Consider the following 24656-nt stretch of genomic DNA (forward strand, 5'->3'; position numbering starts at 1 on the left):
GATGCGGGAGACCCTGGAGAAGCGGTTCGCCGCCCGCGCCGGGGCCGTGGAGAACTCCGACGGCTTCGAGTGGTTCGAGCTGCTGCGCCCGGTCGGGCCGCCGCGGCCTTCGCCGCCGTGCTGCACGAGGACGGCGCCGAACCGCTGGCCGCCGCGGGGCTGCCCGCGGAGGGCGACATCGTGCTGGTGGTCGGCCCGGAGGGCGGCGTCTCGCCGGACGAGCTGGCCGCGTTCGCCGAGGCCGGCGCCGCACCGTACCGGCTCGGCCCGTCGGTGCTGCGCACCTCCACGGCCGGGGTCGCGGCCGGAGCCCTGCTGCTGGGCCGTACCGGCCGCTGGTCCTGACGCCGGGCCGCGGGCCCGTCCGGACACCGGCGGCCGACCGGCTCGTACGCTCAAGAAGAAACCCCCTGCGACGCGGGCGGGCGGTGCCTAGGGTGCTGGTGTGACCGAACCGCAGAGCACCTCCGAGGGCGCCTACCTGCGCCACCCCCACCTGCACGGCGACCTCGTCGCCTTCGTCGCCGAGGACGACGTCTGGCTCGCACCGCTGGACGGCGGCCGGGCGTGGCGGCTGACGGCGGACCAGACGCCGGTCAGCCACCCGCGCTTCTCCCCGGACGGCCGGCACGTCGCCTGGACCTCCACCCGGGACGGCGCGCCCGAGATCCACGTCGCCCCCACCGACGGCGGCCCGTCCCGGCGCCTCACCCACTGGGGCAGCGCCCGCACCGCGCTGCGCGGCTGGACGCCCGACGGCCGGCCGGTCGCCGTGACCACCGCGGGCCAGGCCACCCTGCGCCGCACCTGGGCCTTCGCGCTGCCGCTGGAGGGCGGCGAGCCGGCCAGACTGCCGTACGGGCCGGTCGGCGGGCTCGCGTTCGAGCCGGACGGCGAGCGCGTCCTGCTGCTGTCGGCGTTCAGCCGGGAGCCCGCGCACTGGAAGCGCTACCGCGGCGGCACCGCGGGCAAGCTGTGGATCGGCGGCCGGGACTTCGAACGGCTGCACACCGGTCTCGACGGCAACATCGACTCGCCGCTGTGGGTCGGCGGGCCGCAGGGCTCCAGGATCGCCTTCCTGTCGGACCACGAGGGCACCGGGCAGCTGTACTCCAGCCTCCCCGACGGCTCCGACCTGCGACGGCACACCGACGGCGGGTTCTACGCCCGCAACGCCACCACCGACGGCACCCGGGTGGTCTGGCACAGCGGCGGCGACCTGTGGCTGCTCGACGACCTGGAGGGCGCCGAGCCCCGCCGGCTGGACGTCCGGCCGGCCGGCCCGCGCACCCGCCGCCAGCCGCACCCGGTCTCCGCGGCGGGCCGACTGGAGTCGGTCGCCCCGGACCGCACCGGACGGGCCGGCGCGGTCGTCGTCCGCGGCACCGTGCACTGGCTGACGCACCGTGAGGGCCCGGCCCGGGTGCTGGACGCCACCCCCGGGGTGCGCGCCCGGCTGGCCCGGGTGGTGCCCGGTGCCGACGGCGGCCAGGGCGTCGTCTGGGTCACCGACGCCGAGGGCGACGACGCGCTCGAGTTCGCCCCGGTGGTGCTCGGCGCCGAGCGCCGCCGGCTCGCCGCCGGCCGGCTCGGCCGCGTCCTCGACCTCACCGTCTCGCCCGACGGCAAGCAGCTCGCGGTGGCCTCGCACGACGGCCGGGTGCTGCTGGTGGCGCTCTCCGACGGAACCGTGCACGAGCTCGCCCGCAGCGAGAACGGCGAGGTCACCGGGCTGGCGTTCAGCCCGGACTCCAGCTGGCTGGCCTGGTCGAGCCCGGCGCTCGGCGCCTGGTCGCTGCGCCAGATCATGCTGGCCGACCTGACCAGCCGCACCGTCAGCGAGGCCACCCCGCAGCGCTTCGTCGACTACGCGCCGGCGTTCACCGCGGACGGCAAGCACCTGGCCTTCCTGTCGGTGCGCAACTTCGACCCGGTGTACGACTCGCACTCCTTCGACCTGTCCTTCCCGACCGGCTGCCGCCCGTACCTGATCACGCTGGCCGCCGACACCCCGTCGCCGTTCGGCCCGCAGCGGGCCGGGCGCCCGGTCGGCGCCGAGGACGACGACAGCGCGGCCGGCAAGGCCGCGAAGGACGCGAAGGACGGCGCCGAGGGCGAGGAGGCGGCCGCCCGGACCCGGGTCGACCTGGAGGGCATCGCCGACCGGATCCTGGCCTTCCCGGTGGAGGGCGGCTCCTTCGGCAGCCTGCGGGCCACCAAGGAGGGCGTGGTCTGGACGCGGATGCCGCTGCTCGGCGAGCTCGGCGACACCGCCGCCTCGCTGGAGGACGACCACCCGCGGCCGGTGCTGGAGCGGTTCGACTTCAAGCGGCGGCGCGCCGAGGAGCTCGTGCACGCCCTGGACGCGTTCGCGGTCAGCGGCGACGGCAGCCGGCTCGCGGTGCTGGACGACGCCCGGCTGCGGATCGTCCCCGCCGACCAGAAGGCCGGCGAGGACGACGAGGTGGACGTCGACCTCGCGCGGCTGCGGGTCACCGTCGAACCGTCCGCCGAGTGGCGGCAGATGTTCGACGAGAACGGCCGCATCATGCGCGACAACTTCTGGCGCGCGGACATGAACGGCGTCGACTGGGCGGGCGTCCTCGACCGCTACCGCCCGCTGGTCGACCGCCTCGGCAGCCACGACGACCTGGTCGACCTGCTGTGGGAGACGGTCGGCGAGCTCGGCACCTCGCACGCCTACGTCACCCCGTCCGGCCGCGGCACCGAGGCCGCCCGCCGGCAGGGCCTGCTCGGCGCCGACCTCGTCCGCGACGGCGACGTCTGGCGGGTCGAGCGGATCCTGCCCGGCGAGTCCTCCGACCCGCGGGCCCGGTCGCCGCTGGCCGCCCCCGGCGTCGCCGTCCGGCCCGGCGACGCCGTGCTCGCCGTCGACGGCCGCCCGGTCGACCCGGTCGCCGGCCCGGCCCCGCTGCTGGCGGGCACCGCCGGCCAGCCGGTCGAACTGACCGTGGCCGGCAAGGACGGCGTCCCGCGGCACCCGGTGGTCGTGCCGCTCGCCGACGAGGAGGCGCTGCGCTACCACGACTGGGTGGCCGGCCGCCGTGCGGAGGTCCGCGAGCGTTCCGGCGGCCGGCTCGGCTACCTGCACGTGCCCGACATGGTCAGCTCCGGCTGGGCGCAGCTCCACCGCGACCTGCGGGTCGAGCTCGCCCGCGAGGGCGTGGTCGTCGACCTCCGGGAGAACCGCGGCGGCCACACCTCCCAGCTGATCGTCGAGAAGCTGAACCGGCGGATCGTCGGCTGGGACCGCGGCCGCGACCTCGCCAACCCCGAGCCGTACCCCGGGGACGCCCCGCGCGGCCCGGTGGTGGCGCTCGCCAACGAGTTCTCCGGCTCCGACGGCGACATCGTCAACGCCGCGATCCAGGCGCTCGGCATCGGCCCGGTGGTCGGCACCCGCACCTGGGGCGGCGTGATCGGCATCGACAGCAAGTACGCGCTGGTCGACGGCACCTCGATCACCCAGCCCAAGTACGCGTTCTGGCTGGAGGGCTACGGCTGGGGCGTGGAGAACCACGGCGTCGACCCGGACGTGGTCGTCGACTGCCCGCCGCAGGACTGGGCGGCCGGCCGCGACCCCCAGCTCGCCGAGGGCGTCCGCCTCGCGCTGGAGGCGCTCGCCGAGCGGCCGGCGAAGACCCCGCCGCCGCTGCCCGAGCTGTAGGGCCCGTCCGGGCGCGAACGGGCCCGGGGGCGGGCGGCAGCGGCCGTCCGCCCCCGCGCCGGTCCCGTGCCCGCCGCGGGGGAGTGCGCAGCTCGGCTAGGCTGCGGACCGTCAGGAACGTGCACCCGCAAGGAGACCGCCATGGCCGGCGAGGCCCAGCCCGACTGCCTGTTCTGCAAGATCGTGGCGGGGGAGATCCCGGCGACCGTCGTCCGGGAGACCGAGCGCACCGTCGCCTTCCGGGACATCAACCCGCAGGCGCCGACGCACGTCCTGGTGATCCCGAAGGTGCACTACCCGAACGCGGCCGCGCTCGCCGCCGCCGAGCCGGAGATCACCGCCCAGCTGCTCATCGAGGCCGCCCGGGTCGCCGAGGACGAGAAGATCGACGGCCACGGCTACCGGATGATCTTCAACACCGGTGCCGGCGCCGGCCAGACCGTCTTCCACGCCCACCTCCACGTGCTCGGCGGGGTGCGGCTGCGCGAGGGCCTGGTCTGAGGTGTCCCAGCGCGAACTCGTCGTCCTCGGCACCGCCAGTCAGGTGCCCACCCGGCACCGCAACCACAACGGCTACCTCCTGCGCTGGGACGGCGAGGGCCTGCTCTTCGACCCCGGCGAGGGAACCCAGCGGCAGATGCTGCACGCCGGCGTCTCCGCCACCCAGATCACCCGGATCGCCGTCACCCACTTCCACGGCGACCACTGCCTGGGGCTGGCCGGCGTCGTCCAGCGGATCAACCTGGACCGGGTCCCGCACCCGGTGGACGCCTACTACCCGGCCTCCGGCCAGGTCTTCTTCGACCGGCTGCGGTACGCCTCCGCCTTCCACGAGACCGCCGAGCTGCGGCAGCGGCCGATCCTCGACCCCGGCCCGCTGGAGGCCCCCGGCGCGCCGTTCGAGCTGTCCGCGGCCCGGCTGTCGCACCCGGTGGAGTCCTTCGGCTACCGGCTCACCGAGCCGGACAGCCGCCGGATGCTGCCCGAGCGGCTCGCCGCCCTGGGCCTGCGCGGGCCCGCGGTCGGAGCCCTCCAGCAGCACGGCCGGGTCGAGGTGGACGGCCGCACCGTCACCCTGGACGAGGTCAGCGAGGTGCGGCCCGGCCAGCGCTTCGCCTTCGTGATGGACACCCGGCTGTGCGACGGCGTCGACGAGCTCGCCGAGGGCGCCGACATGCTGGTCATCGAGGCCACCTTCGTGGACGCGGACGAGCACCTGGCGTCCGAGCACGGCCACCTCACCGCGGCGCAGGCCGCCCGGGTCGCGGCCGCGGCCGGGGTGCGGACCCTCGTCCTCACGCACTTCTCGCAGCGCTACCCCGTCCTCGACCAGCACCTCGCCGAGGCCCGCAAGCACTTCGACGGCGAGATCGTGATCGCCGAGGACCTCGCCCGCGTCCCGGTGCCCCGCCGCCGGGCCTAGGACGTGCGCGCACCGCAAGGGCGTACGGATGCTTCCACGCGCTCCTGGGGCGGTCTCCCGCGCGGCCCCGGGGACGGCTCCTGGTGCGGCCGGGGCGGAAAACCACTCGCGCGGTCGGGGCGGGTGGCCCACCATCGAATCCGGCCGCCGCGGGCGGAGCCGCGCCGCCCCTGCCCTCCGGGAGAGGGCCCGTGCGGCGTACCCTGGTGACCTCGGACACCCCGAGCTGCACCCCGAGACGACGGATTGGGATGAGGCAGGCCGCAGCGCCGACCCATGAGTGACACACCGCAGACCCGTACCAACGGACAGCCGCGCCGTGAGGCGCAGGCCAGCACCCGGATCGTGATCCCCGAGAAGCACCCCATGGTGACGCTGCTGGGTGCGGCCGACTCGCTCCTGCGAGTGATCGAGCAGGGGTTCCCGCAGACCGACATCCACGTGCGCGGCAACGAGGTGACAGCCACCGGCGACCGCTCCGAGATCAGGTTGGTCGAGCAGCTCTTCAACGAGATGATGCTGGTGCTCCGCACCGGCCAACCCCTGACGGAGGACGCCGTGGAGCGTTCCATCGCGATGCTCAGGAGCGCCGCCGACAACCCGGACCACCCGGCGCCCTCCGAGGTGTTCACGGCGAACATCCTGTCCAACCGGGGCCGCACGATCCGCCCCAAGACGCTCAACCAGCAGCGCTACGTCGACGCGATCGACAAGCACACGATCGTCTTCGGCCTCGGCCCCGCCGGCACCGGCAAGACCTACCTGGCCATGGCCAAGGCCGTGCAGGCCCTCCAGGCCAAGGAGGTCAACCGGATCATCCTGACCCGGCCGGCCGTCGAGGCGGGGGAGCGGCTGGGCTTCCTGCCCGGAACCCTCTACGAGAAGATCGACCCGTACCTGCGCCCGCTCTACGACGCGCTGCACGACATGATGGACCCGGACTCGATCCCCCGGCTGATGGCCGCGGGCACCATCGAGGTCGCCCCGCTCGCCTACATGCGAGGCCGCACCCTCAACGACGCCTTCATCATCCTCGACGAGGCCCAGAACACCTCGCCCGAGCAGATGAAGATGTTCCTGACCCGGCTCGGCTTCAACTCGCGCGTGGTGGTCACCGGCGACACCAGCCAGATCGACCTGCCGGGCGGCACCCGCAGCGGCCTCAAGGTCGTCCAGGAGATCCTCGCCGACGTGCCGGACATCCACTTCTCGGTGCTGACCAGCACCGACGTGGTGCGGCACAAGCTGGTCGGCCGGATCGTGGACGCCTACGAGCGCTGGGACGCCCAGCAGGAGGCCGACCAGGCCGCCACCGACCGCAAGCCCGTCCAGCGCCGGGGCGCCCGTGCCCCGCGTCAGTCCCAACGCCAGTCCCACCGCACCGAAAGCTGAGTCACAAGCCCTCCATGTCGATCGACATCGCCAACGAGTCCGGGTGGGACGTCGACGAGGAAGCCATCCTCGACGTCGCCCGCTTCGCCCTCGACAAGATGCGGATCCACCCGCAGTCCGAGCTCTCCGTGATCCTGGTCGACAGCGACGCGATGGCGGAGCTGCACGTCCAGTGGATGGACCTGCCCGGGCCCACCGACGTGATGTCCTTCCCGATGGACGAGCTGCGTCCCGGCAAGGAGGGCCAGGAGCTGCCGCAGGGCCTCCTCGGCGACATCGTGCTCTGCCCCGAGGTCGCCCAGCAGCAGGGCAAGGCCGCCCCCTCGCAGCACTCGATGGACGAGGAGCTGCAGCTGCTCACCGTCCACGGGGTGCTCCACGTGCTCGGCTACGACCACGAGGAGCCGGACGAGGAGAAGGAGATGTTCGGGCTGCAGAAGCGCATCCTGGACGACTGGCGCTCCGGCCGCGGCCTGTCCGGGATCTCCCCGGCGCCGACCGTCCACTGAGGGCCGGCCGCTTGTGAGTGGTGATAGTACGAGCTTCCTCGTCGGGGCTCTGCTGCTGGTCGTGGTCGGCTGGCTCGCCGCGTGCGCCGAGGCCGGCATCTCCCGGGTCTCCCGGTTCCGTGCCGAGGAGGCCGTCCGGGCGGGCCGCAAGGGATCGGCCCGGCTGCTGACGGTGGCCACCGACCCGATCCGCTACCTCAACCTGGCCACCCTGATCAGGGTGGCCTGCGAGATGGCGGCGGCCGTCCTGGTCACCGTGGTCTTCGTGCGGAACGTCGACAAGACCTGGCAGGCGGTGCTCTCCGCGATCGCGGTGATGGTGCTGGTCTCCTTCGTCGCGGTGGGCGTCTCGCCGCGCACCATCGGCCGCCAGCACCCGCTGACCACCTCGACCGCCGCCTCCTTCGTGCTGCTGCCGCTGGCCCGCATCCTCGGGCCGATCCCGCGGCTGCTGATCCTGGTCGGCAACGCGCTGACCCCGGGCAAGGGCTACAAGGAGGGTCCGTTCGCCTCCGAGGCCGAGCTGCGGGCCCTGGTCGACCTCGCCGAGAAGGACGACCTGATCGAGGACGAGGAGCGCCGCATGGTGCACTCCGTCTTCGAGCTCGGCGACACCATCGTCCGCGAGGTGATGGTGCCGCGCACCGACCTGGTGATGATCGAGCGGCACAAGAGCATCCGGCAGGCGCTGACCCTGGCGCTGCGCTCCGGCTTCTCGCGGATCCCGGTGGTCGGCGACAACGAGGACGACGTGGTCGGCATCGTCTACCTCAAGGACCTGATCCGGCGCACCCACGTCAACCGGGACGCCGAGTCCGAGCAGGTCGGCACGGTCATGCGGCCCGCCGTCTTCGTCCCGGACTCCAAGCCGGCCGCCGACCTGCTGCGCGAGATGCAGCAGATGCGCTCGCACGTGGCGATCGTGATCGACGAGTACGGCGGCACGGCCGGCCTGGTCACCATCGAGGACATCCTGGAGGAGATCGTCGGCGAGATCACCGACGAGTACGACCGGGAGATCGCCCCGGTCGAGGACCTCGGCGACGGCTCGTACCGGATCACCGCGCGGCTGCTGGTCGAGGACCTCGGCGAGCTGTTCGGCCTGGAGCTGGAGGACGAGGACGTCGAGACCGTCGGCGGCCTGCTCGCCAAGCACCTCGGCCGGGTGCCGATCCCCGGCTCGTCCTGCGACATCCCCGTCCCGGACGAGACGGCCACCGACCTGGTGGCGATCCGGCTGAGCGCCGAGAGCTCGGCCGGCCGCCGCAACCGCATCGACACCGTCGTCGCCGCGCCCGTCCGGGCCGTCGAGGACCCGGAGGACGAGCTCGCCGACCAGCAGAGCTGACCCCCGCCACCGCGCCACGGCCGGTCCCCCGCACCCGGGGGACCGGCCGTTCGTGTGGCGACGGACCCCGCCCGCGTTTGCCGCCGGGGCCCGGGCGTTTGCACCATGGAGGGTATGACGCACCAACTGCGCGCGGAGTACGGCCCGGCGGGCCGGTCCGGCGAGGTGAGCAGGTGGCACATCGTCCGGACCGCCAACCCCGCCGAGGGCATGTGCGGCGCCACGATCGAACCCGATGCCGAGACCAGGCCGGAGACGGACTGGGGGACGGGGCTGCGGACCTGCCAGCAGTGCGGTTCGCTCTACCTCCACGAGATCCCCTACCACCGCGACTACCACGGCCACGGCTGACGTACGGCGGAGGCAGCAGATGAAACTGCAAGACGAACTTCCCGTGGACCACCGGCTCGGCCAGATCTACCGCTGGACCGCGGGCCTCGGCGGAGTGTTCCTGGTGGTCTTCGGCATCCTCGGCCTCGTCGACCAGGTCGGCTTCTTCGACACCGACGGCAAGGAGACCCTGGGCCTGTCCAGCAACGGCGCCCTCAGCGTGCTGTCCATCGTGGTCGGCGGGATCCTCATGATCGGCGCGGTGATCGGCGGCAACTTCGCGTCCACCCTGAACATGATCGTCGGCGTGCTGTTCATCCTCGCCGGCTTCGTGGGCCTCATGGTGCTCGACAGCAGCGCCAACCGGCTGGCCTTCCAGATCCCCAACGTGGTGTTCAGCTTCGCCTTCGGCTTCGCGGTGGTGACCTTCGGCATGTACGGCAGAGTGAGCAGCCACCTGCCGCAGGACAACCCCTACTGGCGCCAGCGCCACAGCGGCCCGGAGACCGCGCCCAACGGTCCGCAGACCCTCGTCAAGGTGCTCAAGCCGGGGCCGCCCAACCCGATCGGCCACTGAACCGCACCCCGACGGCCGCAAGAACCAGGAGGCCGGGACGCCCGCCGTCCCGGCCTCCGGTCCGCCCGGCGAAGTACTTTGACGGACCGTCGGATTCCGGGGGAGGGTGGGCGCCGACCGCACACCACCCACGGAGGGGGACGGATGAGCGAGCGCTCGCTCGGAGGACTGCAGACCGCACCCGTCGGCTTCGGAGCCATGGTGCTCTCGCCCGGCATGTACGGGCGGACCGACGACGACCGGGGCGTCGCCGCCCTGCACGCCGCGCTGAACGCCGGCGCCACGATGATCGACACCGCCGACGGCTACGGCGCCGACGGCCACAACGAGGCCCTCGTCGGCCGGGCGGTCGCCGGCCGCCGCGACGAGGTGGTGATCGCCACCAAGTTCGGCTTCCGCATCCCGGAGGGCGCCGAAGCGCACAGCTTCCCGGTCGGCTACTCCTTCGGCGAGCTGGCCGTCAACGCCGAGCCGAAGTACGTGCGCGGCTACGCCGAGCAGTCGCTGCGCAACCTCGGCACCGACGTCATCGACCTGTACTACCCGCACTTCCCCGACCCGCAGGTGCCCTTCGAGGACACCGTCGGCGCCGTCGCCGACCTCGTCGCCGCCGGCCTGGTCCGCCACCTCGGCCTCTCCAACGTGACCGCCGGGCAGCTGCGCGCCGCGCACGCCGTCCACCCGGTGGCCGCCGTCCAGACCCAGTGGTCGATGTGGCAGCCCGTCGACCCGGAGCTGCTCGCCGCCGCCCGCGAACTCGGCGTCGGCCTGGTCGCCTGGAGCCCGCTCGGCGGCGGCTTCCTCACCGGCACCGTCCAGCAGCTCGGCGAGGACGACTTCCGCCGGCACATCCCCCGCTTCGACGGGGCCAACCTGCAGACCAACAACGACCGCTACGCCCCGCTGCGCGGCATCGCCGCCGACCTCGGCCTGACCCCCGGGCAGCTGGCGCTGGCCTGGCTGCTGCACCAGGACGAGCACGTGGTGCCGATCCCCGGCAGCCGGACCCCCGCCCACATCGCCGAGAACACCGCCGCGGCCGGAGTGACCCTGGACGCCGCCGTGCTGCACCGCATCGACGAGGCCCTCGCCCTGTTCGCCCCGGCCGGCCGGGGCGCCCTGCTGGCGGAGGCCGACGGCTGACCGGGCCGGCGGGTGTCCGCCCCGCGGTCCGGCGCGGACGGCGTGGCGGCGCCCGCCTATGCTCAGGGCTCATGAGCGAGATCACCGAACTGGATCCCGAGGACAAGAAGATCATCACCCTGGCCCGCTCCGTCCGCGCCCGCAACGGCGTGGCGGAGGGGGCCGCGGTGCGCGACGAGACCGGCCGCACCTACACGGCCGGCAGCGTCTCGCTGGAGTCGCTGCGGCTCAGCGCACTGCAGACCGCGGTGGCCATGGCCGTCGCCAGCGGCGCCAAGGGCCTGGAGGCCGCCGCCGTGGTCACCGAGGCCGAGACCCCGGCCGAGGCCGACCTCGCCGCCGTGCGCGACCTCGGCGGCGCCGGCACCCCGCTGCTGCTGGCGGGCCCCGACGGCGCCCTGCGGAGCCGTACCGAGGCGCGCTGAGACCCGCCCGCCGAGCCGGTCCCGCCCGATAGTCTGATGACCGGCCCGGCGGGGGGCGGGGCCGCGCGGACGGCACCGTCCCGGTGCACGGGAGCGGCGCACGGTAGCAGTGCCGGGGAACGGCGCAGGGGAGGGGACATGGGCGTACTGGCGTTCTTCGCGGGGCTGCTGCTCACCGTCATGGGCTTCGGCCGCTGGCGGGAGACCGGCTCGCCGTACTGGCTGATCGGCTCGCTCGTCCTGCTGGTCCTCGTCCTGGTCGGCGCACTGACCGGAGGCAAGAAGACCGGCTGAGCCGCCCGCCGCGGCACGCGTCCGTCCGGCCGCCGGTGATCAGGGAGAATGGTGCCCATGAATGCCCCTTCCTCCCCGTACCGCTCCGGGTTCGCGTGCTTCGTCGGCCGTCCCAACGCGGGCAAGTCGACCCTGACCAACGCCCTGGTCGGGACGAAGGTCGCGATCACCTCCGACCGACCGCAGACCACCCGGCACACCGTGCGCGGCATCGTGCACCGCCCGGACGCGCAGCTCGTCCTGGTCGACACCCCGGGCCTGCACAAGCCGCGCACCCTGCTCGGCGAGCGGCTCAACGACCTCGTCCGCACCACCTGGGCGGAGGTCGACGTGATCGGCTTCTGCCTGCCCGCCGACCAGAAGCTCGGCCCCGGTGACCGGTTCATCGCCAAGGAGCTCGCCGAGGTCCGCAAGACCCCCAAGGTCGCGATCGTCACCAAGACCGACCTGGTCGACTCCAAGCGGCTGGCCGAGCAGCTGATCGCCATCCACCAGCTCGGTGCGGAGCTCGGCATCGAGTGGGCCGAGATCATCCCGGTCTCCGCCGTCGGCGACAAGCAGGTCTCGCTGGTGGGTGACCTGATCACCAAGCTGCTCCCCGAGGGCCAGCCGCTCTACCCGGACGGCGACCTGACCGACGAGCCCGAGCAGATCATGGTCGCCGAGCTGATCCGCGAGGCCGCCCTGGAGGGCGTCCGCGACGAGCTGCCGCACTCGCTCGCCGTGGTGGTCGAGGAGATGCTCCCGCGCGAGGGCCGGCCGGCCGACCGTCCGCTGCTCGACATCCACGCCAACGTGTACATCGAGCGGCAGAGCCAGAAGGCGATCGTCATCGGCGCCAAGGGCTCCCGGCTGAAGCACGTCGGCACCACCGCCCGCAAGCACATCGAGGCGCTGCTCGGCACGCCCGTCTACCTCGACCTGCACGTCAAGGTCGCCAAGGACTGGCAGCGCGACCCGAAGCAGCTGCGCAAGCTGGGCTTCTGAGCAGCCACCCCGCAGCACTGCAGCACTGCAACACCGCAGCACCGCACGGCCCGCCGGCACCCCGTCGGCGGGCCGTCGCCGTTCCGGGAACCGTGCCGATGTCGGCCGCGGGCAAGGGGCGTGCGCGGCGCGGCCGCGGTCATGTGCTCCGTCATCAAATCGTCACAAGCGGGTCGATGGATTCCCCTTATGATCGCCCGGTGAACCACGAGGTCGTCGACGGAATCCCCGTCCTGTGGGCGGAAGCGCCCGGACCGCTCGAAGCGGTCCTCATGTTCGGGTGCGGCGCGCAGGACGAGACGCTGCGCACCCTGGGCACCACCCACATGATCGAGCACCTGGCGATGAGCACCCTGCCGCGGCTGCACCACGACCACAACGCCTCGGTCGACCTGCTGACCACCCAGTTCACCTGCACCGGCCGCCCCGAGCAGGTCACCGCCTTCCTCGCCGCGGTCTGCGGGGCGCTCACCGCGCTGCCGCTGGACCGCATCGAGCAGGAGGCCGGCGTCCTCGCGGCCGAGGACGGCAGGGTCGCCGACCCGATGACCGGCGAGCTCCTCTCCCACCGTTACGGCGCCCAGGGCCTCGGCCTCGCCGCCTTCCGCGGCCCCGGCGCGGACCGCATCCCCGTCGAGGCCGTCCGCGGGACCGTCGAACGGTACTTCCACCGCAACAACGCCGTCCTCCTGCTGACCGGCCCGCCCCCGGAGGGGCTGCGCCTGCCGCTGCCCGACGGCGAGCGGCCCGACCGCAGCACCCCCCGGCCGGTCCTGCACACCGGCCCGTCCTGGCGCCACGAGGACGTGCCCGGCCCCGGCATCGCCCTGCGCGGCGACCTCGACGATCCGGCGCTGCTGCTCGCCTGCAAGGTCCTCTCCGAGCGCCTGCGCGCCACCGTCCGCCACGAGCACGGCCTCTCCTACGACGTCGGCGGCGACACCGTCCACGCCGGCCCCGGCCGGGGCGAGCGCACCATCTGCCTGGACGCCCGCGAGGGCCAGGAGGCGCGGGTCGCCGAACTCCTCTGGGCGGGCGCGCTCCGCCTCGCCGCCGAGGGCCCCACCGATGCCGAACTCGCCGAGGAGGTCACCGGTCTCCGCGAGCTCTTCGAGGACCCTCGCTCGGTCACCCACGAGCTCGGCGAGGCCGCCGGCGCCCTGCTCTTCGGCGATGAGTGCCAGGACGCGCAGACCCGCCTCGCCGCCCTCGCGAAGGTCACCCCGGACCAGGCCCGGGAGGCGTTCGCCCGCGCGCTGGAGACCGTGCTGCTCGTGGTGCCCTCCGACGCGGAGGTCGAGGCGGTGCTGCCGGACGGCCGCCCGCTGCCCGCGTACTCCTGCGCCACCGTGCGCGACCTGCCCTCCGGCGCCGCGGTGTTCCGTCCGCCGCTCAGCGCCCGGCTGCGCTCCTCGCAGGCCCGCCGGGCCCGTCTCGCGGTCGACGACCGGGGCCTGTGGGCGCGCGAACCCGACGGCGGGGTGCACCACGTGCCGTTCGCCGAGGTGGTGGGCGTCGAGATGCGCGGCCCCGGCCGGGTCGTCTTCGGCCGCGACGCCTGCGTGATCCCGGTGGTGCCGGAGTTGTGGGCCGGCATCGGCGCGGCCGTCGACGCCGTGGACGCCGCCGTGCCCGAGCACCTGCGGTACGCCGCCTCGGCCTTCCGCCCCGCGGACTGAGCCCCCACCCCCCTCGTCTTCCCGGCGCGTTCCCAGCGTCCGTTCCGCCGACCGGAGTTCCGCCGTGCCCACCTTCGCCGCCGTCACCGCCGCCGACACCGACCGGGTCCGGGCCGCCCTCGGGCGGTCCAGGCTCGGCGGCTACCTCTACCCGGGCACGCCCGGCGGCACGGCCGTCCTCTTCGACCCGCCGAAGCCGCGGTTCGGCCGGATCTCCCGCTCCCGGCTGCTCGACCCGGCCTTCGACCTCGCGTTCGAACTCAAGGCCCCGGTCTGGGTGCTGGAGGACGACGGGCGGTGCGCCGGCGCCACGGCCTGCTTCGCCGGCGGCGGCTTCCGCGAACTGAGCTGGGCCGCGGACTGGACGCCGCCCGCGGACCCGGCGGCCCGTGCCGCGCACTGCGCGAAGACCGCCGAGAAGGCCGGACTGCCCGACCCCGCCGCCCTGGCCGCCGTCCGCAACGACCCGGCGCCGGACGGCAGCCGGCCGAGCGGCGAGGACGTGCTCCGCCGGCTGTGCGCGGTGGTCGGCGCCCCGGACACCGCCGTCGGACAGTCGCTGTTCCACCGGGCCGGGCCGCGCGGGCGGGACTTCGTCCGCTTCGAGGCGCGTCGCCGCTGACGGACGGACGGGTGTGGTGCTCGGGCGCCCCGCGACCCTCAGGCGCCCTCGCGCATGACCAGGCCGACCAGTTCGCGCTGGGAGTCGGTGAGCTTCGGGTCGGCGCAGTAGACGGTGCGGCCGTCCACCGTGATCTCGTAGTGGAAGCCGTCCGGCACGCCGTACGACGGGGCGCGTAGCCCGCCGGCCATCGCCTCGCGGGCCAGTGCGTGCACGTGCGGTGCGTCGGGGCGCGCGGCGGTGTCCAGCTCGGCGTGCTTGGCGTGGCCGGCGAAGCCGCCGGTCCTGGTGACCTGGATACGCATGGTTGTCAGTGTGCTACGCAGGGGTGGGCTTTGCCGAGGTCTTTCACAGAGTCCACCCGTACCTCAGGTTGTGCTGATTCCCACCTGTGACCACGCGTCGGCCACCGCGTCCGCGACGCCGCTCACCCGGGGGTTGTGCGAGCTCGCAGTGGCGACCGTCGCCCGGGCGAAGGCGGCGAAGTCGGTGGTGGGGGAGAGCCGGCCGCTGGTGAGGGTGTCGTACCAGATCCGGCCGGCGCCCTCCCAGGCGTGGCCGCCGATCGCGACCGCCGCGAGGTAGAAGGCGCGGTTGGGGATGCCGGAGTTGATGTGCACCCCGCCGGAGTCGCTCCGGGTGCGGACGTAGCCGTCCATGTGCGCGGGCTGCGGGTCGGTGCCGAGCCGGTCGTCGTCGTAGGCGGTGCCGGGGGCCTTCATCGAGCGCAGGGCGACCCCGCGCACCCCGGGGGCGAGCAGGCCGGCGCCGATCAGCCAGTCCGCCTCCTCGGCCCGCTGGCCGAGCGCGTACTGCTTGACCAGGGAGCCGAAGACGTCGGAGAGCGACTCGTTGAGCGCGCCCGGCTGGTCCCGGTACTCCAGGTCGGCGGTGAACTGCGTGACGCCGTGCGTGAGTTCGTGGCCGATGACGTCCAAACAGACGGTGAAGTCGACGAAGATCTCGCCGTCCCCGTCGCCGAAGACCATCCGGCTGCCGTTCCAGAAGGCGTTGTCGTAGCGGTCGCCGTAGTGGACGGTGGCGTCCAGCGGCAGCCAGGCGTCGTCGATCGAGGCCCGGCCGTACACCTCGCGGTAGAGCTCGAAGGTGGCGCCCAGGCCGTCGTAGGCGCGGTCGGCGGAGTCGTCGGCGACCGGCCCGCCGCCCTCGGTGCGGACGGTGCGGCCGGGCAGCGTCTCGGTGTGGCCGGCGTCGGCGACGGTGCGGGTCAGCCGGTGGGGCGCGGCCGCGGCGGAGGGGACGGCGAGCAGTCGCTGCTCGCGCAGGGCGGTGTCGACGGCCACCGAGCGCCGGGCCGGCGCGTGGCCCAGATCGGCCAGTCGGTCGAGGATGTGGGGCGGGACGATGGCGCAGCACGGGTACGCGGGAGTCGCAGCCATGTCGCCCAGGGTGACGCATCCATGACGAGATGTCACGACCCCTGCAGGAAGCGAACCGTCTCAGTGGGTGGAATCGTGGTGGGCTTCACTTCGTGTGCCCGGGGAGCTGGGTTACGCTGGGGAGCATCATGCGTTACGGGCTGCTTCTTCTTAGCTGCCGCGGCGAGGGCCTGTAGTCCATCGGAGGCCGGCTCCCTCGCCGCGGGGAGTCGTGTTGCGCCCTTTTCTGGATGCGGCACACCAGTCGGCCGAGTTCGGGTGTCCAAGCCCCGATCAGCCCGCAATCGACATGGAAGCCGAGAGTCACCCCATGACCGAGCAGTCGTCCGTCGCCCGCGCGTTCATCGACCGCCCCACCCCGATCACGGCACACACGGTCCAGCAGAAGCCCTCGGGCATGCCGTTCCACCGCTACGTACCCTTCGGCACCGTCGACCTGCCCGACCGCACCTGGCCGAGCAAGGTGATCACGCAGGCCCCGCGCTGGCTGTCCACCGACCTGCGGGACGGCAACCAGGCCCTGATCGACCCGATGTCCCCGGCCCGCAAGCGCAAGATGTTCGACCTGCTGGTGCGCATGGGCTACAAGGAGATCGAGGTCGGCTTCCCGTCCTCCGGCGCCACCGACTTCGCCTTCGTGCGCTCCCTGATCGAGGAGGACGCGATCCCCGAGGACGTCACGATCTCGGTGCTGACCCAGGCCCGCGAGGACCTGATCGAGCGCACCGTGGAGTCCCTGAAGGGCGCCCCCCGGGCCACCGTCCACCTGTACAACGCCACCTCGCCGCTGTTCCGCCGGGTGGTCTTCAAGGGCAGCAAGGACGACATCAAGGCGATCGCCGTGGACGGCACCCGCCTGGTGATGGAGTACGCGGAGAAGATCCTGGGCGACGAGACCGTCCTGGGCTACGAGTACTCGCCGGAGATCTTCATCGACACCGAGCTGGACTTCGCCCTGGAGGTCTGCGAGGCGGTCATGGACGTCTGGCAGCCGGGCGAGGGCCGCGAGATCATCCTGAACCTGCCGACCACCGTCGAGCGGTCCACCCCGAACGTCTACGCCGACAAGATCGAGTGGATGTCGCGGAACCTGTCCCGCCGCGAGTTCGTCTGCCTGTCCACCCACCCGCACAACGACCGCGGCACCGGCGTCGCCTCCGCCGAGCTGGCCGTGATGGCTGGCGCCGACCGCGTCGAGGGCTGCCTGTTCGGCCAGGGCGAGCGCACCGGCAACCTGGACCTGGTCAACGTCGGCATGAACCTGTTCTCGCAGGGCGTCGACCCGATGATCGACTTCTCGGACATCGACGAGATCCGTCGCACCGCCGAGTACTGCAACCAGATGGGCGTCGCCGAGCGCCACCCCTACGCCGGCGACCTGGTCTACACCTCCTTCTCCGGCTCCCACCAGGACGCCATCAAGAAGGGCTTCGACGCCCTGGAGGCCGACGCGGCCGCCGCCGGCGTCCCGGTCGCCGACTTCACCTGGGGCGTCCCGTACCTGCCGATCGACCCCAAGGACGTCGGCCGCTCGTACGAGGCCGTGATCCGGGTCAACAGCCAGTCCGGCAAGGGCGGCATCGCGTACGTCCTGAAGAACGACCACAAGCTGGACCTGCCGCGCCGGATGCAGATCGAGTTCTCGAAGAACATCCAGTCGAAGACCGACGCCGAGGGCGGCGAGGTCACCCCGGCCGAGATCTGGGCGGTCTTCCAGGACGAGTACCTGCCGACCCCGGACAACGCGTGGGGCCGCATCTCGCTGGACGGCCCGCGCAGCCTGACCACCGAGAACGGCCGCGACGTGCTGCACGCCGAGGCCGTGGTGGACGGCGAGCGCACCGCGCTGACCGGCTCCGGCAACGGCCCGGTCTCCGCCTTCGTCGACGCGCTGGCCGGCATCGGCCTGGACGTCCGCGTCCTGGACTACGCCGAGCACGCGCTGAGCGAGGGCGGCGACGCCCAGGCCGCCGCCTACGTCGAGTGCGCCGTCGACGGCAAGGTGCTGTGGGGCGTCGGCATCGACGGCAACACCGTGCTGGCCTCGCTGAAGGCCCTGGTGAGCGCCGTCAACCGCGCGCAGCGCAGCTGACACGCCGAAGCGACGTGTACGAGGGGCCGCCCGTGGGGGCGGCCCCTCGCCGCGTTTCCGGGCCGTCCGGCCCCTCCCGCCACCCCGTGTGTCCTGCGCCACATTTTTTCGCCCCGGCACCCGTTCGGGGTGCTGACACGTGCCCGTAACCGTGGCAACATCGACGCACCGGAACCGGGGTCGGTGGGACGGCCAGCGGAGTCCGGTCGCGTGACCTGCCCGCAGACGTGCAGGCCGCCTGCCATGTCTGGGGAGTGGCGCCGTGACAGGGTTGTGGGGTGTCCGTCCTCGCTGGCGGACTGACGTCCTCGGTGACTTCTTCTGCCCGGGCTGCGGCGGCGACCGCAACTACCGCCGACAGCACGGCCGGCGGTGGCTGCGGTTGCTCGGCACCCCGGTCCTGCCGCTCGGCCCGGTCATCGGCAGCGTGCAGTGCACCAGCTGCCACGGCCGCTACGGCGTCGAGGCACTGGAGCAGCTCACCTCCGTCCGGCTCGCCGCGATGCTCCGCGACGCCCAGTACACCGTCGCCCTCGCCGTCCTCGCCGCCGGCGGATCCGGCAGCCGGGCCGGCCGTGACGCCGCCTGCGCCCTGATCCGCGAGGCCGGTTTCGACGACTGCGGCGAGGCCCAGGTCCTCGCCTCCCTCGCCGCCCTCACCGGCCGCAGCGGCGGCGAACCCCAGGACGTCGACGACACCGCCGCGAGCGGCGCCGGCGGCCTCGCCATCGAACTCCACGCCGCCCTCGAACCGCTCGCCCCGCACCTGGCACCGGCCGGCCGCGAACGGCTCGTCCTGCAGGGCGCCTGGATCGCCCTTGCCGACGGCGGCTACCTGCCGCAGGAGCGCGCCGCCCTCGCCGCCGTCGGGCGCTGTCTGCGGATCGGACCCCCGCGGGTCGAGGACCTGCTGGAGGACGCGACCCGCGCCCCGCGCTGACGCCGCCGCCCCCGCTCGCCCGCGCCTTCCCACGCCCTGCCGTCCCTTCCCACACCTTCCCGTCCCCTTCCCACACCTTCCCGTCCCTTCCCACGCCGCCCGTTTCCCGGGCCGCGCCCCCGACCGGGCCCGACTCCCCCCTCCCGGGCCCGCCGTGACCCGCACCGACAGGGCAACCCCCCCGGCCCCGGTGCGGGGCTCACGGCTGCCCGCGGACGGCCGTGCGGACCGCCGCGCGGTCGGTCCATGAGCGTCGGGTCGGGTCGTGCGGGTCCGCCCGGGGACCCGGTCGGCGTGCGCGAGAATGGGGGGATGCCGATACTGCCCACCGCCGTCGCCCGGAGTGCCGCCGCATGAGCCTGTTCCGCGACGACGGCGTGGTGCTGCGCACCCAGAAGCTCGGCGAGGCCGACCGGATCATCACCCTGCTCACCCGCCAGCACGGCCGGGTCCGGGCCGTCGCCCGCGGCGTGCGCCGCACCAAGTCGAAGTTCGGCGCCCGGCTGGAGCCGTTCTCCCACGTCGACGTGCAGTTCTTCAGCCGGGGCAGCGACCTGGTCGGCCGCTCCCTGCCGCTGTGCACCCAGGTCGAGACCATCGCCCCGTACGGCGGCCGGATCGTCGGTGACTACGCCCGCTACACCGCCGGCACCGCCATGCTGGAGACGGCCGAGCGCTTCGCCGAGAACGAGGGCGAGCCCGCCGTCCAGCAGTACCTGCTCCTGGTCGGCGGCCTGCGCACGCTCGCCGCGGGGGAGCACGAGTCGCACCTGGTGCTCGACGCCTTCCTGCTGCGCTCGCTCGCGGTCAACGGCTACGGCGCGAGTTTCGGCGCGTGCGCCAAGTGCGGCCTGCCCGGACCCAACCGGTTCTTCTCGCTCCAGGCGGGCGGCGTGCTCTGCGCCGACTGTCGGGTCCCTGGAAGTGCCGTACCCTCCCCTGAGACACTGGTCCTGCTCGGCGCACTGCTGTCGGGGGACTGGCAGACGGCGGACGCCTGCGAGCCGCGCTACTGGCGCGAGGGCAGCGGGCTGGTGGCCGCCTATCTGCAGTGGCACCTGGAGCGGGGCATCCGCTCGATGAGATACGTGGAGAAGTGAGCATGGCAGCACGACGGCTCTTCGGCAGCAAGCAGCGGGTGTACGAGACCCCGGCGCCGCACCCGAGCGGCGCCCGCCCGCCGAAGATCCCCGGCGAGCTGGTGCCCAACCACGTGGCCTGCGTGATGGACGGCAACGGCCGCTGGGCCAAGGAGCGCGGCCTGCCCCGCACCGAGGGCCACAAGGTCGGCGAGGCCGTCGTCCTCGACGTGCTCCGCGGCTGCCTGGAGATCGGCGTCAAGAACCTCTCGCTCTACGCCTTCTCCACCGAGAACTGGAAGCGGTCCCCGGAGGAGGTGAAGTTCCTGATGAACTTCAACCGGGACGTCATCCGCCGCCGCCGCGACGAGATGGACGCCATGGGCATCCGCATCCGCTGGGCCGGCCGCATGCCGAAGATGTGGAAGAGCGTCGTCCAGGAGCTCCAGGTCGCCCAGGAGCAGACCAAGGACAACACCGCCATGACGCTGTACTTCTGCGTCAACTACGGCGGCCGCGCCGAGATCGCCGACGCCGCCCAGGCCATCGCCCGCGACGTCGCCGCCGGCCGGCTCGACCCCAAGAAGGTCAACGAGAAGACCTTCGCCAAGTACCTGTACTACCCCGACATGCCGGACGTCGACCTGTTCCTGCGCCCCAGCGGCGAGCAGCGCACCTCCAACTTCCTCGCCTGGCAGTCCGCCTACGCCGAGTTCGTCTTCCAGGACGTGCTCTGGCCGGACTTCGACCGCCGCGACCTGTGGCGCGCCTGCGAGCAGTACGCGCGGCGCGACCGCCGCTTCGGCGGGGCGATCCCCAACGAGGTGGAGGCCGCCGCCGAGGCCGCCGCCGCGGAGCTCCCGGCCCAGCGCTGACGGGCCGTACCCGCCTTCCGCGTGCACGCGAGAGGCCCGGGCCGACCGGCCCGGGCCTCTCGCGTGTTCAGGTGCGGTGCTGTTCCGGCGCCGTGTGCTCCGGCTCCGCATGTTCCGGTGCCTGTGGTCCGGCCCCGCGTGTTCCGGCGCCGTGCGTGCGGGTGTCTGCCCGCGCGGTCAGGCCTTCTGCGCGCAGTTCCCGCAGGTGCCGAAGATCTCCAGGGTGTGCGCGATGTCGCTGAAGCCGTGCTCGGCGGCGACCGCGTTCGCCCAGTGCTCCACCGCCGGACCCTCCACCTCGACCGTCGCGCCGCAGGTGCGGCACACCAGGTGGTGGTGGTGCCCGCTGCTGCACCGCCGGTAGACCGCCTCGCCCTCGGACGTCCGCAGCACGTCCACCTCACCGGCCTCGGCGAGGGACTGCAGCGTACGGTAGACCGTGGTCAGACCCACCGAGTCGCCCCGGTGCTTGAGCATGTCGTGCAGCTCCTGCGCGCTGCGGAAGTCCTCGATCTCGTCCAGCACCGCCGAGACGGCGGCTCGCTGCCGAGTGGATCGGGCTCGCGGCGTCGGGCCTGCGGTGGTCACCGTGGGTCCTCCTGGGGGTGGGATGCTGTCGCACCTCATTGTGCCAGCCCCCGGCCCGCGGACGGCTCGCTCTCGCGCCGTCCGTTCCGCCCCGTGGACGCCCCCTCCTGATCCGGAGCCTCCGCCGTCCGGCCCGCCTCCCGGCCCGCCGACTGGGCGGGCAGCACCACGTCGCAGACCTCCGGACCGGAGTCCGGCGCGGCCCGGTGCCGCCGCCGGGCCAGCGGGCCCGCCACCGCGCCCAGCAGGGCGAAGGCGGCGATCGCGAGCAGCACGATCGCGGGGCCGGACGGCACGTCGGCCTGGTACGAGCCGGCCACCCCGAGCACCGCCACGGTGATCCCGAGGCCGACCGCCGCCGCCTGGGTCGCCCGGAAGGAACGCGTCACCTGCTGCGCGGCCGCCACCGGGACGACCATCAGCGCACTGACCAGCAGCAGTCCGACGACCCGCATCGCCACCGTCACGGTGACCGCGGCCATCACGGCCAGCAGCAGGTTCAGCACCCGGACGGGGATCCCGGTGACCCGGGCGAACTCCTCGTCCTGGCAGATCGCGAACAGCTGGCGGCGCAGCCCGAAGGTGACGGCCACGACCACCGCGGCCAGTACGGCGATGGTGGCGAGGTCCCCGGGGCCCACGGTGAGGATGGACCCCCACAGGTAGCTCTCCAGGTTGCCGCTGCCGGCCTGGGCGCTCACGCTGACCAGCAGCTTGCCGCAGGCCATGCCGCCGTAGAAGAGCATCGCGAGGGCGATGTCGCCGCGCTGGTTGCCGCGCGAGCGGACGAGCTCCATCACGACCGCGCCCAGCACGCAGACCAGGACGGCCATCCAGACCGGGCTGGTCTGGAACAGGAAACCGAGGCCGACGCCGGTGAGGGCGACGTGCCCGATGCCGTCGCCCATCAGCGCCTGGCGCCGCTGCACCAGGTAGACGCCGACGGCCGGCGCGGTGATCCCGACCAGCACGGCGGCGACCAGCGCCCGCTGCATGAAGTCGAATTGCAGCATCTCGATCATGCGAGCAGTCCTCGGGGGTGGGTGTGGTCGTCGGCGTGCGGGTGGACGTGGTCGTGGCCGGGCAGGGCGTGCTGTCCGACCCCCTGGGGCGGCGGGCCGTCGTGCGCCACGCAGCCGTCCCGCAGCACCACGGCCCGGTCGATGAGCGGCTCCAGCGGGCCGAGCTCGTGCAGGACGAGCAGGACGGCGCAGCCGCGGTCGGCCTCCCGGCCCAGGATGTCGGCGAGCACCTGCTGGCTGGCGACGTCGACGCCGGCCATCGGCTCGTCCATGATCAGCAGGTCCGGTTCGCCGACCAGGGCGCGGGCGATCAGCACCCGCTGGTGCTGGCCGCCGGAGAGCCCGGTCACGCCGTCCTCGGCTCGGTCCAGCATGCCGACCGCGGCCAGCGCCCGGTCGACCGCGGCCCGGTCGCGCCGGCGGAACGGCAGCAGCCGGTGCTGCGGCAGCCGTCCGGTGGAGACCACCTCGCGGACGGTCGCCGGGACGCCGCCGGCGGCGGTGGTGCGCTGCGGCACGTACCCGATCCGGCGCCAGGCGCGGAACGAGCGGTACGAGGTGCCGAACAGCTCCAGATGCCCGCGGTCCAGCGGGACGCCGCCGACCACCGCCTTGACGGTGGTCGACTTGCCCGAACCGTTGGCGCCGAGCAGGGCCACCACCTCGCCGGGGCGGACGGTGAGGTCCACACCGCGCAGCACCGGGCGGCCGCCGACCGAGGCGACCGCCTCGCGGAGACGGACGGCCGGCGGCCGGCCGTCGGGTGCCGCCTCGGGTGCCGCCTCCGGTGCTGCCTCAGGGGTTGCGTCGGGTGTGGTGGCCTCGGACGCGTCGGGGGCTGCGTCGGGCGTGGTGGTTTCGGGCGCGGTGGGGGCTTCGGGCGCGGTGGTGCGCTCGGGGAGGACTGGGCTCATGGCGTGGTGTCCCGTCAGCTGGTGGCGCCGAGCGCCGCCCGGAGGTTGGTCAGGTTCTGCCGCATCACGGAGAAGTAGTCGCCCTTGCCGTTCTTGATGCCCTCGATGGGGTCGAGCACGGCGGTCCGCAGCTTCAGGTCCTTGGCGACGCTGGTGGCGAGCGCGGGGCTCACCAGGCTCTCGAAGAAGATGGTGGTGACGCCGTGCTCCCGGGCCGCCTGCTGGATCGTGGCGAGCCGGGCCGGGCTGGGCTCGGCCTCCGGGTCGACCCCGTTGATCGCGATCTGCTCCAGACCGTAGTGGTCGGCGAGGTAGCCGAAGGCGGCGTGGCTGGTGACGAAGGCCTTCGTCCCCGAGCCCTTCAGGCCGTCCCGGAACTCCGTGTCCAGCGCGGTGAGTCGGGTGACCAGGTCGGCGGTGTTCTTCTCGTAGTCGGCGGCGTGCGCCGGGTCGGCGTCGGCGAACGCCGCACCGACCGCCTTGGCGACCGCCGCGTACCGGGTCGGGTCGAGCCAGATGTGCGGGTCGCCGGCCGGGCCGCCGTGCTCGTGACCGTGGCCGTCGGCCTCCTCGCCGCCCTCGTCGAGGTGGTGGTCGACCAGCGGGGAGGCCGCGGTGGCGTCGACGACGTGCTTGGAGTGTGATTGCTCGACCGCCTTGTCGACCGTCGGCTGCAGGCCCTTCAGGTAGAGGACCGCCCCGGCCTTCTGGACGGCGCCGACCTGCCTGGCGGTGAGTTCGAGGTCGTGCGGCTCCACGCCGGCGGCCGTCAGATCGGTCACCTTTACGTGCTCGCCGCCGATCTGCGAGGCGAGGAACTCCATCGGGTAGAAGGACGCGACCACCAACAGTCTGCCGCCGGCGTCCTGCGCACTGCTGGTGCCGCCGCAGGCCGTCAGCGCGAGGGCGGCGGCGAGGGCGGTGGCAGTGAGGGCGACGGCCTTGGCAGGGCGGCGGCGGGTGCCGCCGGAGGGTCGGGGGAGCGTCATGACAACCATTCTCATCTTATGTGGAAATGATTGTCAACTCACCCGATTGGGTGAGGCGCGTCCGCTGCGCGGGTGGACCGCGGTGGGCCGGCGGGGTGGCCGGCGGCCCGGACGGGTGTGGGAAGGCCGGCGAGCGGGTGGGCTCAGGAGGGCGGTGAACGGGTGGGCTCAGGAGGGCGGTGAACGGGTGGGCGCGCGGGGGTCGGGGAGGTGGCGTGCGGGCGGGAGGCCCTGGAGCCGGGCGGGAAAGTGCCGTCCGAACGCCGCGGGAACATGCGGTGCGGCCGATACTGATGTGACTGCACCACCCCCGAGCCCGGTAACCTGAGGTATTCGGGTG

Annotated in this window: 25 protein-coding genes; 19 read left to right on the forward strand and 6 right to left on the reverse strand. The window is 73.5% G+C overall.

What is annotated here, in order from left to right; genetic code table 11:
- From ABZ641_RS01395 to ABZ641_RS01465, 15 genes are all read left to right on the forward strand, one after another.
- The coding region (locus ABZ641_RS01395; protein WP_359978265.1) for an RsmE family RNA methyltransferase at positions 1 to 345 on the forward strand (345 nt) is incomplete at its 5' end.
- 100 nt (positions 346 to 445) lie between these two features.
- A complete protein-coding gene (locus ABZ641_RS01400) occupies positions 446 to 3688 on the forward strand; it encodes a PDZ domain-containing protein (protein WP_359978268.1) in 3243 nt (1080 codons plus the stop codon).
- Between the two features lie 141 nt (positions 3689 to 3829).
- Entirely contained in the window at positions 3830 to 4189 is a 360-nt protein-coding gene (locus ABZ641_RS01405; protein ID WP_359978271.1) for a histidine triad nucleotide-binding protein, read from the forward strand.
- 1 nt (position 4190) lies between these two features.
- Entirely contained in the window at positions 4191 to 5111 is a 921-nt protein-coding gene (locus ABZ641_RS01410; protein ID WP_359978274.1) for a ribonuclease Z, read from the forward strand.
- Between the two features lie 366 nt (positions 5112 to 5477).
- Positions 5478 to 6503: a PhoH family protein gene (locus ABZ641_RS01415; protein WP_344622746.1), complete on the forward strand. Its 1026-nt coding sequence runs from the start codon at positions 5478 to 5480 to the stop codon at positions 6501 to 6503.
- A gap of 14 nt (positions 6504 to 6517) precedes the next feature.
- A complete protein-coding gene (ybeY, locus tag ABZ641_RS01420; RefSeq protein WP_263105453.1) occupies positions 6518 to 7012 on the forward strand; it encodes an rRNA maturation RNase YbeY in 495 nt (164 codons plus the stop codon).
- A 13-nt stretch (positions 7013 to 7025) separates the two neighbouring features.
- Complete coding sequence (locus ABZ641_RS01425) at positions 7026 to 8360, forward strand: hemolysin family protein (protein ID WP_344622623.1); 1335 nt, start codon at positions 7026 to 7028, stop codon at positions 8358 to 8360.
- Positions 8361 to 8474: 114 nt separating this feature from the next.
- Complete coding sequence (locus ABZ641_RS01430) at positions 8475 to 8711, forward strand: hypothetical protein (protein WP_344622624.1); 237 nt, start codon at positions 8475 to 8477, stop codon at positions 8709 to 8711.
- A 19-nt stretch (positions 8712 to 8730) separates the two neighbouring features.
- Entirely contained in the window at positions 8731 to 9267 is a 537-nt protein-coding gene (locus ABZ641_RS01435; protein WP_344622625.1) for a DUF4383 domain-containing protein, read from the forward strand.
- A gap of 144 nt (positions 9268 to 9411) precedes the next feature.
- Positions 9412 to 10410 (forward strand): aldo/keto reductase, encoded by a 999-nt coding sequence (locus ABZ641_RS01440; protein ID WP_359978278.1) that lies wholly within the window; start codon positions 9412 to 9414, stop codon positions 10408 to 10410.
- Between the two features lie 71 nt (positions 10411 to 10481).
- A complete protein-coding gene (locus ABZ641_RS01445; RefSeq protein WP_344622627.1) occupies positions 10482 to 10835 on the forward strand; it encodes a cytidine deaminase in 354 nt (117 codons plus the stop codon).
- Between the two features lie 138 nt (positions 10836 to 10973).
- On the forward strand, positions 10974 to 11129 hold the full coding sequence (locus ABZ641_RS01450) for a hypothetical protein (RefSeq protein ID WP_159400980.1): 156 nt from the start codon (positions 10974 to 10976) through the stop codon (positions 11127 to 11129).
- Between the two features lie 57 nt (positions 11130 to 11186).
- Entirely contained in the window at positions 11187 to 12116 is a 930-nt protein-coding gene (gene era / locus ABZ641_RS01455) for a GTPase Era (protein WP_344622628.1), read from the forward strand.
- 200 nt (positions 12117 to 12316) lie between these two features.
- On the forward strand, positions 12317 to 13795 hold the full coding sequence (locus ABZ641_RS01460; RefSeq protein ID WP_359978283.1) for an insulinase family protein: 1479 nt from the start codon (positions 12317 to 12319) through the stop codon (positions 13793 to 13795).
- Between the two features lie 64 nt (positions 13796 to 13859).
- On the forward strand, positions 13860 to 14417 hold the full coding sequence (locus tag ABZ641_RS01465) for a hypothetical protein (protein ID WP_359978285.1): 558 nt from the start codon (positions 13860 to 13862) through the stop codon (positions 14415 to 14417).
- 38 nt (positions 14418 to 14455) lie between these two features.
- Here ABZ641_RS01465 and ABZ641_RS01470 read toward each other — a convergent pair whose 3' ends face one another.
- Positions 14456 to 14722 (reverse strand): protealysin inhibitor emfourin, encoded by a 267-nt coding sequence (locus ABZ641_RS01470; protein WP_344622631.1) that lies wholly within the window; start codon positions 14720 to 14722, stop codon positions 14456 to 14458.
- Positions 14723 to 14785: 63 nt separating this feature from the next.
- Positions 14786 to 15817, reverse strand: a complete 1032-nt coding sequence (locus ABZ641_RS01475) for a M4 family metallopeptidase (RefSeq protein WP_344622632.1) — start codon at positions 15815 to 15817, stop codon at positions 14786 to 14788.
- A 310-nt stretch (positions 15818 to 16127) separates the two neighbouring features.
- Between ABZ641_RS01475 and leuA the strand changes: the two genes are divergently transcribed.
- The 4 genes from leuA to ABZ641_RS01495 all read left to right on the forward strand — a co-directional run bounded on the left by leuA (position 16128) and on the right by ABZ641_RS01495 (position 20803).
- The gene (leuA, locus tag ABZ641_RS01480) at positions 16128 to 17909 is read left to right on the forward strand and encodes a 2-isopropylmalate synthase (protein WP_359978288.1); all 1782 of its coding nucleotides are present in this window, start codon (positions 16128 to 16130) and stop codon (positions 17907 to 17909) included.
- 262 nt (positions 17910 to 18171) lie between these two features.
- Complete coding sequence (locus tag ABZ641_RS01485) at positions 18172 to 18849, forward strand: TerB family tellurite resistance protein (protein ID WP_344622634.1); 678 nt, start codon at positions 18172 to 18174, stop codon at positions 18847 to 18849.
- A gap of 353 nt (positions 18850 to 19202) precedes the next feature.
- On the forward strand, positions 19203 to 19949 hold the full coding sequence (gene recO, locus ABZ641_RS01490) for a DNA repair protein RecO (RefSeq protein ID WP_359978291.1): 747 nt from the start codon (positions 19203 to 19205) through the stop codon (positions 19947 to 19949).
- A 2-nt stretch (positions 19950 to 19951) separates the two neighbouring features.
- Positions 19952 to 20803 carry an isoprenyl transferase gene (locus tag ABZ641_RS01495; protein WP_344622636.1) on the forward strand — a complete coding sequence of 284 codons (852 nt, stop codon included), beginning with the start codon at positions 19952 to 19954 and terminating at the stop codon, positions 20801 to 20803.
- Between the two features lie 177 nt (positions 20804 to 20980).
- On the opposite strand, the gene ABZ641_RS01500 is transcribed toward ABZ641_RS01495, so the two are convergent.
- The 4 genes from ABZ641_RS01500 to ABZ641_RS01515 are packed head-to-tail and all read right to left on the reverse strand — an operon-like array spanning position 20981 to position 24316.
- Positions 20981 to 21391, reverse strand: coding sequence for a Fur family transcriptional regulator (locus ABZ641_RS01500; protein WP_344622637.1), 411 nt, complete (start codon positions 21389 to 21391; stop codon positions 20981 to 20983).
- A 35-nt stretch (positions 21392 to 21426) separates the two neighbouring features.
- Positions 21427 to 22410: a metal ABC transporter permease gene (locus ABZ641_RS01505; protein WP_359978360.1), complete on the reverse strand. Its 984-nt coding sequence runs from the start codon at positions 22408 to 22410 to the stop codon at positions 21427 to 21429.
- A complete protein-coding gene (locus tag ABZ641_RS01510) occupies positions 22410 to 23327 on the reverse strand; it encodes a metal ABC transporter ATP-binding protein (protein WP_359978295.1) in 918 nt (305 codons plus the stop codon). Before ABZ641_RS01510 ends, ABZ641_RS01505 begins: the two co-directional genes overlap by 1 nt.
- A 14-nt stretch (positions 23328 to 23341) precedes the next feature.
- Positions 23342 to 24316, reverse strand: a complete 975-nt coding sequence (locus ABZ641_RS01515) for a metal ABC transporter substrate-binding protein (protein WP_359978298.1) — start codon at positions 24314 to 24316, stop codon at positions 23342 to 23344.
- Between the last annotated feature and the right edge of the window lie 340 nt (positions 24317 to 24656).

The organism is Kitasatospora sp. NPDC007106, assembly GCF_040634455.1.
GTDB lineage: Bacteria > Actinomycetota > Actinomycetes > Streptomycetales > Streptomycetaceae > Kitasatospora > Kitasatospora arboriphila.

Coding starts and splice junctions, on each gene's coding strand:
- ABZ641_RS01405 (WP_359978271.1), top strand. CDS start 3,830: ATGGCCGGCGAGGCCCAGCCCGACTGCCTGTTCTGCAAGATCGTGGCG.
- ABZ641_RS01415 (WP_344622746.1), top strand. CDS start 5,478: ATGGTGACGCTGCTGGGTGCGGCCGACTCGCTCCTGCGAGTGATCGAG.
- ybeY (WP_263105453.1), top strand. CDS start 6,518: ATGTCGATCGACATCGCCAACGAGTCCGGGTGGGACGTCGACGAGGAA.
- ABZ641_RS01430 (WP_344622624.1), top strand. CDS start 8,475: ATGACGCACCAACTGCGCGCGGAGTACGGCCCGGCGGGCCGGTCCGGC.
- ABZ641_RS01435 (WP_344622625.1), top strand. CDS start 8,731: ATGAAACTGCAAGACGAACTTCCCGTGGACCACCGGCTCGGCCAGATC.
- ABZ641_RS01440 (WP_359978278.1), top strand. CDS start 9,412: ATGAGCGAGCGCTCGCTCGGAGGACTGCAGACCGCACCCGTCGGCTTC.
- ABZ641_RS01445 (WP_344622627.1), top strand. CDS start 10,482: ATGAGCGAGATCACCGAACTGGATCCCGAGGACAAGAAGATCATCACC.
- ABZ641_RS01450 (WP_159400980.1), top strand. CDS start 10,974: ATGGGCGTACTGGCGTTCTTCGCGGGGCTGCTGCTCACCGTCATGGGC.
- era (WP_344622628.1), top strand. CDS start 11,187: ATGAATGCCCCTTCCTCCCCGTACCGCTCCGGGTTCGCGTGCTTCGTC.
- ABZ641_RS01470 (WP_344622631.1), bottom strand. CDS start 14,722: ATGCGTATCCAGGTCACCAGGACCGGCGGCTTCGCCGGCCACGCCAAG.
- ABZ641_RS01475 (WP_344622632.1), bottom strand. CDS start 15,817: ATGGCTGCGACTCCCGCGTACCCGTGCTGCGCCATCGTCCCGCCCCAC.
- leuA (WP_359978288.1), top strand. CDS start 16,128: ATGACCGAGCAGTCGTCCGTCGCCCGCGCGTTCATCGACCGCCCCACC.
- recO (WP_359978291.1), top strand. CDS start 19,203: ATGAGCCTGTTCCGCGACGACGGCGTGGTGCTGCGCACCCAGAAGCTC.
- ABZ641_RS01495 (WP_344622636.1), top strand. CDS start 19,952: ATGGCAGCACGACGGCTCTTCGGCAGCAAGCAGCGGGTGTACGAGACC.
- ABZ641_RS01510 (WP_359978295.1), bottom strand. CDS start 23,327: ATGAGCCCAGTCCTCCCCGAGCGCACCACCGCGCCCGAAGCCCCCACC.
- ABZ641_RS01515 (WP_359978298.1), bottom strand. CDS start 24,316: ATGACGCTCCCCCGACCCTCCGGCGGCACCCGCCGCCGCCCTGCCAAG.